The sequence below is a fragment of the Nocardia sp. NPDC051463 genome (genome assembly GCF_040681975.1).
In the GTDB taxonomy this organism is placed as follows: Bacteria; Actinomycetota; Actinomycetes; order Mycobacteriales; family Mycobacteriaceae; genus Nocardia.
In genome coordinates this window covers 47,766-62,822 of sequence record NZ_JBFBAB010000004.1, presented here as the reverse complement: position 1 = coordinate 62,822, position 15,057 = coordinate 47,766, and the positions used below count along the sequence as shown (strand labels likewise).

Here is a 15,057-nt window from a genome sequence, read left to right as displayed (position 1 = left end):
ACGAGCATCAGGAGCGGGGCGGCACGGCGCTCGTCGCAGCGGTCACCGTGGGGGAGCAGGACGAGACCCTTGCCTTCGATCGGGCCGAGGCGGACGCAACGATGCTGGCTCAGGGGGTCGCAGCGTCGAACGCGGCCATTCAGTCGCGTAAGCCGTATGGTTGGCGACCCGCCAACCACCTGATCGGGCTCGGAACCGGCGCGGAGGCCGTGCGGCATGCGGTCGCCGACAACCGATTGGCGAACGACATCGAGTCGGCCGATCCTGCCGATAACGATGCCGAGGAAGCGCTCGGGGGCATGATCGACGAGATCGGCCTTGGTATCGATCTCCACGACGGCCTGGCCGAATACTTGCAGCAGCCGCCGCAGGACGAGAACGCGCCCGCGAATCTCGAATTGGGTGCCGCGCTGGCCGCGCTCCGGGATGAAGCCCGAGCGCTGCGCGTGGACGACCACAACAAACTGATACAGCGGGGCTTGCCGTTCCGCGTCGATGCGACGATGTCGGCGCTGCCCGACGAGCTGGTGCGCTTGCTGGGCATCCGCGAACAGCTGGCGGCAGACAATGCCGAGTCGCTGGGGGCCGACCTCGCGGCGTTGACCCCGCAACGGGTTGTGGAGCTGGTCGGGGAACTGTTCATGCCGTTGCAGGCCGACGGGTACGACGGCTACCAGCTGAACGAACTGGCGGAACAGAAACTGCGGCAAGGGGATACCGATGCGCTCGGGGTGAGTCTGCGGCTGCGTAGGCTCGACGAGCTGATCGCCGCCGCGACCGAGTTGCTGGAGGCCGACACTCAGGTGCGCGAGCTCGACGCACTGGACGCAGCACTGCGCGAGGCATATTCGCGACGCGAGGCGGCGTATGCGGCGATAGGCGCGGGAGAGCAGCACGCCGTCGTGGCGCATCGGCAGCGGGCCGCGGAGTTCCTGCGGTTGCGGGCCTGGGCCGACCGCCTCGACGACCTGGCCTCGAGCAGAAGCGGCATCGACAATCAGATCGGGGAGCGCCACCAGCGGATCCGTGCGCTGACCCAGGAGAGCGGTCTGCTCACCGAGGCGGACGCGTTGCGGCTGGGTCCGGAAGCGTTGCGTGACATCCGGGACCGGATACAAGATCCCGAACAGTTCTGGCGGCTGGACGCTGTGGTCGACGACGTCGTCGAGCTGAACGAGCTGTACTCGTCGGCCGCCCGTCTCGAGGGCGCGCTGCGCGTCGGCCTTCAGACCGCGACCGCACCGGGTAACTGTGCGCCGGCGATGGTTCGGTTCATCCAGGAATTCATCGAAGGCGCTCTCGGGCATGCGGTGGATCTGCCCAGGCTCGACGACAGTGTTGCCATCGACCTGCAGGGCGTGCGTGAGGACGCGATCGCTCGTGCGGTGGGCGGGGATTGGCGGCAGTTCGGTTCGCTGCGTGAGGTGATCGAGCATGTCCGGCAGCACGGCGGGGCCGTTGCTGGGGCAATGGGTTTCGGGCGGATGGGTGCGCACGCCTTCGGAGTGAAGCGGATCGAGTCGGGCCCCGATGCGGGCAAGGTGTTGGTGTTCGAAAAGGTAGACGGCGTCGAACGCGCGATCCCGGAAGCCGATCTGGAGAAGTGGCGGCAGGCTCGGGAACTGTTGGTATCGGACGTATTCGGCATCGTGATCGGCATAGGCGGGCGCCCGGAGATTCCGTTTGTCGAGGGCCGAAGCCGGGCGGATCTCATCGCCCGCGGCGAGGCGCCGGCCGGTTTCATCCGTGGAATTCCCGCGGCGCAGCTGCCACTGTGGCGTGCGGTGGCGGTGGACGCCGGAGTGTCTGTCCGGACGGTGCTGTGTGTGGTCAAGGGCATTGCGGTGCCCGGCGAGATCGCCGACCGGGTTCGCGAAGCGGCAGTCCGGCACGGGTTGGAGTTGCCGGTGACGGTGGCGGTGGATCCGGCGGCGCAGACCGCGCCGAATCCGCGGGCGTCGACGTCGGAAGTGGCGTCCGCGGCCGGGGTTTCGATCGAGACGGTGCGAGAGGTGGTGTCCTGGCGTGGGCCGGTGCACGACCCGTCGCACCGTCGCGCGCTGGCCGCGGCGCTGCAGCTGAACTACCGCGACCTGTCCGCAGGGGTGCGCGCGGTGTCGGGGCGGGTTGCCGCTATTGCGGTGGCGGCCGGTGTGGATGAGGCGGTCGTCGTCCTGGTGCTCGACGGACGGATGTCGGTCGAAACCGGTGACGGGGCACGGGTTTTCGATGCCATCCAGGATCTGGTCGACTGGAATGCGGACGCGACCAACGGGCGCGGTGTCCGGGGAATCATTCCCGCCGTGCCGGCGTCACACTTGCCCGCACCGGTGGACCGGCGTTCGGCCGGACAACCACCCGCAGGTGTCGGCGACGGCGATACCCCCGCTCCCACAGGTGAACTCGACAATGCCGCAGCAGCACGGACGGCATTGCGGGAATTGCCCGAGGAAAGCCGGGTGCGGCAGGTGGCCGACGCGGCCGAGGTGGATGTCGTGGCGGTTGTCGACCTACTCGCTGGTCGGGAGGTGGACGAGCTCGTCGCGCAGCGGATCCGGGATGCTGCCGCGGAACTCGGCGCTCGGCTGCCCGGTGCACAGACCCAGGACGCGGTCGCCTGGATGGCAGGCACGTCGGCAGCCTCGGTCAGGAAGGTGCGCAACGGTCAGCGGTTGAGCAGCGAGGACGTCGAACGCCGGGTCCGCGCTGTGGCCGGGCTCATCGGCTACTCGCTGCCGGAATCGCCGCAGTCGGTTCCGTCGCAGTCGGTTCCGTCGCAGCGGCAGCACAAGCCGCGCCGTCGGCCGCCCGGCATCAACGGGTTGATGGCAGCCTTGCTGCCGCCGGCGACGATGGCGCAGGTCTACGGCGACGGGAACCTCGGCCCGATCCCGAACGGAGTCGGTGACGGCGCCGCCGCGCCCGTAACCCCGGACAACGGTGACCCGCGTGCCGCGCTACTGCGCGCGGCCCAGGCCGGGGACCGGAATGCGATGCGCGAGTTCCGCATCCGGCAGGACACGGCGGTGCTGGAGTGGCTGAAAACGGAGGTGGACGACCCGGACGTGGCGGGTCGGCTGCGGGAGCGGGTGTTCGACCTCGTGTTTGCCGGGACCCTCCCGCAGGGACGGCGAGTCAACTCCTGGTTGGGCAGCCAGATCGGCCTGGTCGTGGCCGAAGAAGCACAGCGGCACGCGTTCACCGAGCGGGTGTGGGCGTCATTCCTGCGCACTGCCGGGTCCATCGAGAGCCAGATCGTGAGCGGGTCGAACCAACCGACTTCGCCGCGCAGATCGGCCGGTCCGCTGACCGGGGTCGCACCAGAGGTGCTGCAGACCGCGCTGGCCCAGCTGCCCGCCGCCGAGCGGTGGGTGATCTGGCAGCGCTTCCTCTACCAGCGAGACCTCGGTCTGGTGGCCGCGGCCGTGCGATGGCCTGCGCGACAGGTGGCGATCCTGGAACACCGGGCCGTCCAAGCCTTTGTCACCGAGGTTCGGATGCTGTCGGACCGGTACGCGCTGAGGTGGGATGTCGGTCGGGTCGAAGGCGAACGCACCGACATCGAACAGCCCGCGGGTGACCCCGCTGTTCGCCTTGCCACGCAGTTCGACCAGCTGTGCCGCGGGGTCGCCGCCCAACTGCACGAGAACTTCCGGGAGTCGTTCCACGTATCCGACGACGAATACACCCCGCAGTGGCGGATGCCGGACGGCACGAAGATCCCGGCAGGCACACCGAAGAGCGAGCAGGTCGACATCGCGAAGCGGTCGTTCGCGGACCTGCCGGAACATTTTCAGCTGGACTACATGGGCCAGGCCAGGACCGCCTTGCGGGCCGCGCTGGCGGCGCGGGATGCGGGCGTGGACCTGTCCACGCCGTTGGCCATCGAGTTCGTGGCCGAGCAGATTCACGAATCCTTCGTTCACGGACAGGTTTTCGACCGGCGTGAGGCCGGCATCACGCTCGATTCCGAGGAGATGCGCCCGTCGGTGGGGCTGACTGTCGACGAGGATCTGCCCGCATCCGTGCGGGCGAAGAGCTTCAAGGCCGCCGCGCTCGCGATCGAAGCGGTGACGCCGCGTGCACTGGACCACGCGGGTTGGCAACAGCGGCGCAAACAGGCCCTCGACGAGTGCGCCGACTTGATGTACTGGCACGGCTGGGCCGACCGCGAGGACACACAGGCCGCGGAGACATCGTCGGTACTGGCGGAGGAGGAGGCGCCCCCGAAGTCATCTGCCGCGGACACGTCGTCGGTACCGGAAGACAGGCCCGCGAAGTCCACCCGGAAGCCACCTGCCGCAGTGACGCTGTTGGCGACCGTCGTGGACGCGGTGTTCGCCGACACCCCGCAGGCGCAGGTGACGGTTCGGCCGCAGGTGCATGGCACCGCAGGTGGTCGGGAAGTGCGGTTCGACGTCGTCGTCACCGGCGCTGCCTTGTCCGATGCGTCGGTGATAGCGGCGGCCGGCGCCTTGAACGAGACTGCGGACCGTTGGCAGCTCGAATCCACCGCCGACGGTGACACATTCCGCATCGAGTTCTTCGAGCGTCCTGCCGTCGGTCTGGATCCGCTTCGTCGCAAGCACGCTCAACTACTCGTCGGAGTGGGTCCCGGCGTCCGAGAGGCCGAACTCTCGAAGCTTCGCGCGTGGCTGGTCGCGCTAGTGAAGCACAAGTTGCCGCAGGACAAGGTCGACGACGCCGTACTAGCTTTGTCCGAGTGGGGCGGAAACGCGTTGAACCACACCGAAGGCCCGGTGCTGATCCGCGCGACCGTGATCGATACTCCGGGGAACACCAGGTCCTCTGGACGAGTGCTGGTGGAAGTCCTCGATGCCAGCACCCACTTCCCGCCGCCGATTCCTGCCGATGCGAAACCGGGGCAGAGCCAACACGACGCGATGGACGACAACGTCAGCACCGACGAGTTCATCGATGCGCTCCTGGCCAGCCTGGGTGAGTCGATCGACGGCGACGAGACGCTGCCAGGCCTCGATCTCTCGCTGGCAGACGGCCTCATGTCGCGGGAAAGCGACCCGCACGCTCAGGACGACGCGAAACCCGAAGCGTCGGTGGAGAACCGGAAACTGGAGCGGAACCGGGGTCGGCTCGTCGTCCGCGAGACTGTGGATCGTCTCGGCGGATATCCGCTTGCTCCCGGCGAGCAGCATCCGTACCGCAAGGTGATCTGGTTCAGCATTTTCGCGCCGGCCAACCCGGCTCCGGCGAATCCGACCGAGGCGACCACCGCCGACTTCCACGGGACCCGTGCGCTGTTGGCCGAGCTCACCGGTGTCGACGCCGATACCAGGGCAGTGGTGGCGTCGGTGACCGATGCGGTGCTCGATGCCACCGACGGTGACCTGCACCCGGCCACCGAAGTACGCACCGAACAGCACGAATCCGGACACCCTGTGCACCGGGTGGATCTGTTCGCCGAGACCGGCGCCGCTCAGATGAGCGTGCGGCTGGTGGCCCCGGTGGACGTGTCCGCGCCTCCGACAATGCAGGTGTCCGCTCGGCTCGATGCTCGTCACCCGGAGCGTGTCGCCGCGTTGGAGCAGGCGGTCCGGCGTCTGACCCAGGATTGGGAGACATCACCGCAGGCGGCCGAGGTCGCGATGGATGCCGTCGACGGGTACCTCCTGACCGCCGCCACCGAGGTTTCCGGGCACGCGCACGTATCGGTATCAGGCGAGCCGGGCAACCGGACCATGACCATCTGGGTGCGAACTCCTCTGAGTTTCGTTGGTCTGACGGTGATCGAGGACGGAACGGTCACCGGCGCGCACCCGGTATCGGTGCCGACCGAGCTGGATCAGGCCGACCTGGATCACGTCGAGTTGGATCAGGCCGACTCCGCCCACGTCGAGCCCGATCACATCGATCCGGATCACGTCGAGACCGAAATGCCGGTCCAGACGATCCAATTCGGAACGGGCTTCGCGGAGCTCCTTGGTGCACCCGTACCCGACGTGGCGCGTCAGGGCGCGCCGGCAAGGCCTGCCAAGGTCTGCGGTCGCGAGCTGCAGCTGAAGTTCCAGCAGCTGTTGGGCGACAATGGATCTCGGATCAACCCGGCGCCGCTGACCGGTCAGCTGGCAATGGACGGAATGACCGACCGGACCTACGCAGGCGGCCTGGCCGCAGGCTGGCGGGAGCAGCTGTTCGGCCGGGCCACCCGAGGATTGGCAGCGGCGCTGGCCGCGGTGCGCGACGGTGGCCAAGGCGCGATCGCGGGCGTGATCGATCACGGCGCCATCGGCGCGCACGCCTTCGGCATCATGCGAGTCACCAACGCGCTGGCCGCGGCCAACCCGCAGCTACGCGAAGGCGAGGTCGTGGTATTCGACAGCGCCGACCCCGAAGCCGTCCGCAACGGCGGCTGGCTCGTCGGCGACGAGGCGATCGCCGCCTGGATGCAACGGGTGGCCGCCGGTGGCAACGCTGAGATCAAGGGCATCGAATTCGACGAAAACCTCGACGCGGAAGTCGATTTCGACGAGCGCCCGAGTATCGGTTTGGCCGGCGAGATCGGCGCACCGCCGGAAGCGTTGCAGGCAGCCGACGGCGACGGGTCTGCGACGCACGGCACGGATGCGTGGCAGGGCCGGGTCGCCGCGAATGGGACCCCGGTGTTCCGGCGAGGGGTGGACCAGCTTCCAGATTCTCCGGCCGAGCGGGCTGCGTTGCTGGTGGCTGTGACCAGAAGAGTGCCCAAGGTGCTTCGCCCGACAATGCCGGATTCCATCGAGGAGTTCATCAACGCGGTCGAGTCGCTCAACCCGCGCTACCAGGAGTACTGCGATCTGGCGTTCTTCCAGGGTGATCCGCCGAAGAACTCGAGTACGCTGCGAACCCGTATCCGGCAGATTCTGCTCAGACACTTCAGACCCGCCGAGGAGTACCAGGCATCAACTCGGAAGTCCGCGTTCAGTAGGACCGGAGTCTTCTCGATGGCCGATGAGGGGCTGTCCGCGAACCCGGTGTTCCGGCTCGGCGTGGACCAGCTTTCGGACCTGCGGCCGATCGAGCGCATCGCGCTGTTGGGAGCAGTCGGGTCGCGCGTCCCCGATGCGGTCCGCGATGCGATGGGGGACGATCTCCAAACACTGATCCGTGCTGTTGCGCAGCTGCCGCCCCGCCAGCGGATGTATTGCGATCTGCTGTATTTCCAGGGGCTGTCGGACAAGGATGCAGTAGCGCGGGCCTTGGGCATCAAGCCCGCCTCGGTGGATGCGCTGGGCAACCAGGCGGTGCGCGGCATCCGCGACAGCGTCGCAAACCACCGGGCCCGAGCGGGCGCGCAGGCTCCGGAAGCGCTGTGGGTCGCCCCGAGGGCCGCGGATAACGATGTTGCGGGGCATTCCTCGACCCATCGGGCTCAGTTCGTGGCACGGACGGAACGCGGTGCACGTGGTCCGGACGGTGCGGCCGCACGTGCGTGGGATTGGCTCGCCGGGCAGCTGTCCGGTTGGTCGGCGAAGCGCATTGATGACGCGGGTCTGGTCCTTGCCGAGGTGGTCGGGCACGCGCTGCGAGGAGGCGGCCTGGTCCTGCTGACGGTGGAAACATCGGGGCCGCCGCACGACCGAGTCGCGCGGGTGACGGTCGAGGGTGCCGACGGTTGGACGCTGCCCGATGGTGCGTTCGACGACCACCCTGTGGTGGCATCCGGTGTCGGCTCGACGGTAAACGGCTCGACTAGCGTCGCCTGGTTCGAGGTCCGGGAGTTGCGCGCGCTCCCGCCGCAGCTCGGCAACGCGATCGCGCCACCGCCACAGGTGCGGTGGCAACCGCCGAGTGGGGCCCCGGCCGTCGCCGATCTGGCGGAATACGAACGTCCCTCTGCCGCAGCAGATCATCTCGTGGGCACCGGGCCGAAGATCTGTGGTCCGCTGGTGCAGGGGGTAATTCACGCGGTCATCGACGGTCCCGCTGCCGACCGCATGCGTCCGGCGTCGGTGGATGACGAAACGACACGTGCCCAAGGCATGTCGGATCTGGCGTTTGTTGTTGGTCTGGATGCGGATTTCCGTAGCGAGCCGCTCGGTGCGGGTGCCGCGGGTCTGGCCAGGGCGGTGGCGCTGGTTCGTGGCGGCAAGCACGCGATCGCGGGTGTGATGAACCTTGGTCGGTTCGGTGATCACGCGTTCGCGGTGGTGCGGGTGACGCAGCAGTTGCTCGATGAGAACCCGGAGTTGCGGGGTCGGGTCGAGGTCGGCGATGTCGTGGTCCACGACAATGGCTTCCCCGGTGCGGTCGAGCGGTGGATCATCGGTGACACCGAGATCGACGCCTGGGTGCAGGCCGCGGGTGTGGGTGTCGGTGATGTAAATGTGATCGTGTTCGACGGCGCCCGCGATCCGGAGATTCCGTTGCTCGGCCGTCAGCCTGTCGGATTGGGGCAGCGCCGCATGATCGGGGCCCGCCAGGACGGCGAACTCCCCGACACCGCGGAGCAACGCAGCCCACAAGCGTGGGAGCTGGCACAACATTTGGGCAGCCGACTCGGTGTCGATGCCCGGATACTCACCCAGGATCGGCTGCGGCACGCGATGGAGGTCGTCAGTACGCAGTTGCGGCAGTTCGATCACCGAGAATGGAGCTATCTCGTCGCAGCGGGACGGCCGAACAGGCTGACATGGTGGATCGCTCGACACATCGAACACGAATATCGGATCAGCACTGAGTCTGCGGCGGGAGAAGACCACAGTTCCGAGGCTGCGGCGTTGCGGCGGGATCTGGTGGCGATACTCGGGCTCGCCGAACTGCGGCCCGAATCCGTCGAAGGGCGCGACGGTGCCTTCCACGTCGAGTTGGAGACCTTCGCGCGGCGGACGAACCGCGAGAGCGAATTCCAGCCGTTGCTGAAGCTGTCACTACAGTTCCTGGCCTTGGACCTGACGCAATTCCAGCCGCCGGTCGGTGAAGACTCGACCGGTGTCGCCGCCGCGGAGACGGTGACCTACGGTCAGGGTCGCACGAGCGGGGTCGCCCAGCGCGACATCGCGATGGTGGCCGGCGTGGATCGCAGCGCGGTCGCCAAGGTGCTGCGGCACGAGGCGGTCGAACTCGACCTGCGCAGCAGGTTGCGAGTCTGGCTGGTCGCCCAACAGCTCGGATACACCTCGGCAGCGGAGGTGGCCGACGGCCTGCGTCGCCTGGAACAGGAAGCGGGCGGCGACCTCGACGCCACCAGCGCCGTGCCACGGGCGGATGACCCGACCTACGCCGGGTTGACCCAGCACGCCCAACATGCCATCGGCCTGGCCGAAATATCCGAGGGCACTCTAGGTTTCGACGGCGCCGAGAATGCGCTGCGATACGCCGAGGGCATCTGGGGAGAGTTGTTCCGATCGCTCACCGCCGAGCAGAACAGTCAGCTCATGTCGGCCTGGACCGTGGGCAACATCGATGCCTTCAACGGGTTCTCCGTCCCCAACGCGGTGCTGTCCACCGCGGCGGACCAACGGCCCCCAGGCCATCTCGCGTTGCCGCTGATCAAGACGGTCGACGCCCTCGTCGCGGCACAGCCGCTCCAGCAAGACTTGATCCTGGTGCTGGAACTGCGTGCGGGCAATGACCTCGACGCGGTGCAGCCGTGGATGATGCGTGATGCGCACCTGTGGGAGGTCGGCTACACCACCGGCGAGATCTTGGAAGCCGCCGGGGACCGGTTGCGGGACACGAACCTACTGTTCCTGCGGGTGCCCGCAGACACCAAGGCGCTGTGGCATCCCGGACGCAAACAGTTTGTGCTGCAACGCAACCTCGACATCACCCTGACCCGGGTGCGCTACGACGGCGAGCGGTTCTTCGGCTATGGGGTCGCTGCTCCGCTGCCGGTCGAACCCGTCGTGGACGACCTGCCGGACTTCGGGACTGTGTCGCAATACGATGTGTTCCAGCCCAAGCCCCCGACCCAGCCACTGACTCGCCACCTGATGGATGCCGGCGACAAAGACTGTGCCACCCATGTGCAGCTGGCAGCCGAGATCCGGTTGAGCGCCCACGGAACCAAGATCCGGCCGGTGCTCGTGGAATCGGGCATGGACGGTCTGAGCGATGAGGAACACGCGACCGCGCTGCGCGCGGGTTGGCGCGAAAACCCCTACGGATACGGTGCCGATGGTTTGGCATTAGCGGTGCACGTGGTGCGCATCGGCCATATGAGCATGGTCGCAGGACTGCTCGAAGTCGTGCAGCCGGTCCTCGACGCTGGGATGTTGGGCTCCAGTAAGGTCGGTCATCACGCCATCGGGATCATGAGGGTCACCGAGGCTTTGGCGGCTACCTACCCGGTGTTGAACAACCGCGTGGGCGAGCTGGCGGTCTTGGACACTGCCGACTCACAGGCGGTGGACAACTGGATCGTCGGCGACGCGGCGGTGGACGCGTGGGTGCAGCGCAACGCCGCCGGTGTGGGCCGTGTGGATGGCATCGAATTCGATCGCAATGAAGAACCGGATGTGGAATGGAGTCGGCGTACCTCTCGGCTGTTCCCGAGAGGCGAAGAGCACTGGATCGCTGGGCGACCGGACCTGATCGACCGGCCTGCGGGTAGCGGCGGCCGGCACGCGGGCCCCATGGAGGTGAACGCGGCCGCAGCGCAGGCGCCATCTTCCGCGGCGGCACCGCCACTGACTGCCGAACAGGTGCGGATGCAGCAGGCGCTGGACGTGCTCGACGGCCTCGACCGATCGACCCGGACCGAGGTTGCCCGGCTGCTCGACGATGCGCTGAATATCCCCGGCGCCTGGCTCGGGTCGGTGGAGGTTCTCGGCGGGGTCCACCGGATCACCATCCATGACCGGGCTGGGACATTGCTGACCGTCCAGGTCGGTATCGGACCCAGGCCCACCGCAACTGCCGGCATGCATTTGCCGCACGTGCGTGGTCTCGATGACACGACCCGCGCCGTGATCACCGGATTGCTCACCGATGCCGCGGTGCGCCGGGTGACCGGTGTGGAGTCGACCGAATCCAGCCCGTCGCTGGTGCGGTTGCGCCGCCAGAGCGCACTGGTTTCGGCGCAACTGCGCGCCGATCCGCTGTCGGCGGAACTGTTGGCACCGGAGTCCGCTGCTCGTGCCACGTTGCTGGCGGAGCGAGCCCGAGCCCGAGCAGCCTTGCTCGACGCCGGTTTCCGGCCGGAAGACGTAGCCACCGCGCAGCAAATGCAACAGGCGGCCGCCACGGTGCGCGCCGAGCGCGGGGTGCTGGTGGCAGCGCTCGAACAGCCCTACGAGCTGATGATCCGCGTCGAGGAAATCGAGCGAAACGACAAGCTGGTGCGGCAGCTCACCGCGCTGGAAGACGAGTTGCTCGACTCCTATCGGCGACTGCGAGAGGGGACCCGCACGGTCGCGCAGTTCCGGCGGGTGGCGGCCAAGGCGGCTCGGGTCGAGGAGATCGCCGCGGCGGTCACGGCGGTCGAGGGCCGGGACCCGGTGCCGGAACCGGTCCGTGATCGCCCGGTCGAGGCGACCCTGTCCGACCACGGCCTTGTCCCCGAGCACATTCCGGCCGGCGGGGATATCGAAGCCCGGCTGCGCGGCGAGCTGACGCAGGCGCGCCTGACCTTGGAAACACTGCTGGGCCAGGACCCGATGCCGCTGAGCGATGCGTGGTTGGAGCAGCAGTGGGCGCCGACCCCGCACGAGCATCCGCTGCTCGCCGAGGTTCTGCTGGAAGCCTCGAAACCTAAAGACCCACGGCTGCACGCGATCTGGAATCAGGAGCAGGAACTCGCACGATACAAGATCTGGGACGACGCCAACCGAGCCGACCTGGCAACCAGATTCCAGGAACTGCGCAGGCTGGTTGCCCTCTTCGACGAGGTCCACGGCCGGCAGGAGCGGCTGCACGGGCTGCGCACCGAACTGAGTGCCGCACTGGACGTCGATCCCCGCCCGTCCGATGTGGAACTGCTGCAGACGGCTTCGGATGCGGTGGCCGGTGTGGAGGAGGCCACCCGGGATGCGATTGTCCGAGTATTGGACGCCGCGCTCAATATCGACGGTGCCCGGCTCGATGACGTGGCGGTGGTCGGCGATGCGCACCGTATTCAGGTCACCGCTCAGGGCGAACCACTGTTGACCGTCCAGGTCGGAATCGGCAGGCACCCGACGGTGACCGTGAAAGCGCAGCTGCGACAGGACGATCCGGCACGGGCCGACATGGCACTGCGCCTGGCGACCGAACTGGTGGACGGCGGGCCATCTTCCGAGCGAGTTGCCCGGGCGTTGTGGAAGTCGCTGGCAGGTCTCGACGGTGAGTGCACCGTGGACGTTTCCGGGCCGTACGGTGTCCGGCAACTCGACGTCGCCACCGACGACGGAAACCGAGTTCGGAATTGGTATTTCGACGAGAACGATCGGGCCACCGAGGTCCCGGCACCGGTCACTTTCCCGCGCCCGACTGCCCACGAGATCAACCGGTGCGGAACCAAGAGCCTGCAGCGGCTGAGGGACACCACGGGCAACCCGAACGTCATAGTGTTGCAGGCCGGGCTTTCCGGCATGACCATCAGCAGCTATGCCGAAGCGGCGAACACCGCTCGCCCGCAACACTTCCCGTTCTTTGTCGACCGTCCCACCCGGATCGTGGAACAGGCCTTCCGGCTCATGATTTCGCGAATGGCCCCGCAAGACCGCAACGGAGTAGCGGTACACGTGTTCCACGCCTCGAAGCTGACCGACCGGCTCGGGATCAGCGCACACGTGTTCCAGCTGGTCTGGGAATGCGACGCCGTCGGCGAAAACGGCCACATCCGGATCGAGGATGTCGGTAACGACACCACCGGGCAGTACCCCGATACGGACGCGGCGAAGCTCGATCGAGTCTGGGCGATGGCCTTCGATCGCGGCGGCAATGTCCTCGACCTGCCCGGGGAAACCCAGGGGCCCGACGTGGGGGATCGGCGGGTCGGACAGTCCGCGACCTCGGATCGCGGTCCGGAGCATCGGTCCGGAGAGGTGCGGCATGCTGAGCTGGTCAACCAGCTGACGCAGCGGCTGGGATTGAAATGGGGGCAGCTCGCGCAGGTAACACTGCGTCGGGCGGTGCAGATCATCGAGACGCAGCTGCAGCTGCTGACGCCTGGGCTCTGGCAGAACATGGTGCACAACCGGTCTGTCGATGAGGTCGCGGCGCAGGTTGCGGCCTGGCTGGGCGACCACATTCGGACGGACGCGAAGATCCAGCTGCACACGGTGACGATGAACTTGGCTGGCGAGCGGTCCATTGACGCGCGCGAGAAATTGCAGTTGTCATTGCGTGCGCTGATGGCGGCCGACGCCGACCGTCTGGACAACCGGCTGCGGCAGATTCTGGCTGTGCCGAAGCTGAGTACTGTGCTGGTGGCAGGAGCCCCTGAGCAGCCGGTGACCGCGCTGAGGAGGATGGCCGAGGACTTGGGTTCTCCCGAGTTGGCCGAGCTCGTCGAGCTCGTCGACCAGTATCTCTCGCTGAGTTGGCGCGAATTCGCTACTCCCACGGGTGATTCCGTTGTAGCGACCGATTCCGCCGAACGGACACCGCGGAAAATGTCGGGTGCCGAGGTAAGGGCTATCGCGCGTCGAGCTCAGGTGGGCGTCGCCACGGTCTACCGTTATCTGCGGGGCTTGCCGCCGGCGGATCTGGTCAAACTCACGCGGATCCGTGAGGCGATGCTGCACTTCGGTCATGCACCGCTTCCGGATGTCACCGGGGTTCGCGAGTCGCCGGTACCGGCACCGCCGAAGATCGGTGGCAGTGATGGTGTGCATCGTCCTGCTGGTTTGCCCGAGTCGGCTGTGCCCGCCGCGAGCCGCACCGAAATAGATGGTGAGACAACCGCTTTCGAACTTCCGGATGTGTTCCGGGAGGGTCCGTTCAACTGTGCGCCGGCGATGGTCGGGTTCATCAACGACTTCCAGGATCAGATCGGCGTGCGGCGCGGGCCGGGGCTGGTCGATTCGCCGGAGGCCGACGCACAGGGGGTGTACGAGGACGCGATCGCGCGCGGGGTCGGCCTCGAGTGGGAAAAGAACGGCTTCGGGCTCGGGATCGCCGGGCTGCTCGAGGTTCACCGGCTGGTAGCGGCCGGGAAGGGCCCGAATAACCGTCGGGCTGTGGCCGGTGTCATGGAATTCGGTGATGCGGGTGGACATGCGTTCGGTATGAAGATGCGCGCCGACGGCCAGATCGAGATCTTCGAGAAGGTCGCTGGGGAAGTGCACCGCTGGGTCGGCGAGGCGGAAGTTCGGCAGTGGCTGGCCGAGCGGTCCCAACTGGGAGTCGGACGGGTGCTCGGGATCGTCGTCGACAAGAACTCCGGCACGAAGGAGCGGTTCGTCGAAGGCGCTGACCGCACCAGGATGAGGGCTCGTTCTATCCCGAAGGGACGTATCCGCGGCCTGCCGGTCGGGGTGCGCAGTGCACCCGCCGCGCCGATGGTCGGTCTGGCCGAGAATCTGACCCGAACGCAGCACGCCTCGGCAATAGTGTTGGACCGGGCGGGTTTCCGGGTCGAACAGGGCCGGGATCTTCGCCTGGACGGCCGGGAGTTCGCGCACGCCGCGCCGCCGGTCTTTGGAGTTCGGGCGCTGCACTCGTGGCTCGAGCACACTGTGACGGGCAAGCAGGCCGACCGGATCGTGCTGGACCTGGTCGAGGCGGGCGTCGATGTCCAGGAGCTCGCGCAGGAGTTGAGCCGCAGGCCGATCGCTGGGCTGCGCGAGCTGATCGTGATCGATCGATACGGCACGGTCGTGCAGCTGGACCCGACGGACGCGACCGAGGGCGACGAGCCGGCCGAGGCAGATGCCGCGCCGCGGAATCCATACGAGCGCACCGGCAGTAACAACGACGGCAGCGTCGAGTCGGGCGGGCGTGGCAGTGGCGACCGGGGTGGAGATGGGTACGGTCCGCCGTCGGCGCCGTCGGAGAATGGCGATGAACCGGCCGATGGGATGTTGCCTGCTGCGCTGGTCGCATTGCGCCGCGCGGCGGAATTGCGGCTGGAGCAGGTACATGCGCAACTGTTGAATCGGCACAATTTCCGCACCG

Annotated in this window: 1 protein-coding gene (cut by both window edges); it reads left to right on the top strand. The window is 67.5% G+C overall.

This entire window lies inside a single protein-coding gene on the top strand: locus tag AB0M74_RS09060, encoding a sigma-70 family RNA polymerase sigma factor. The 102,903-nt coding sequence extends 49,117 nt beyond the window's left edge and 38,729 nt beyond its right edge, so the window shows coding positions 49,118-64,174 (codon 16,373, partial, through codon 21,392, partial); the first complete codon in view begins at position 3. Both codon boundaries (start and stop) fall beyond the window edges.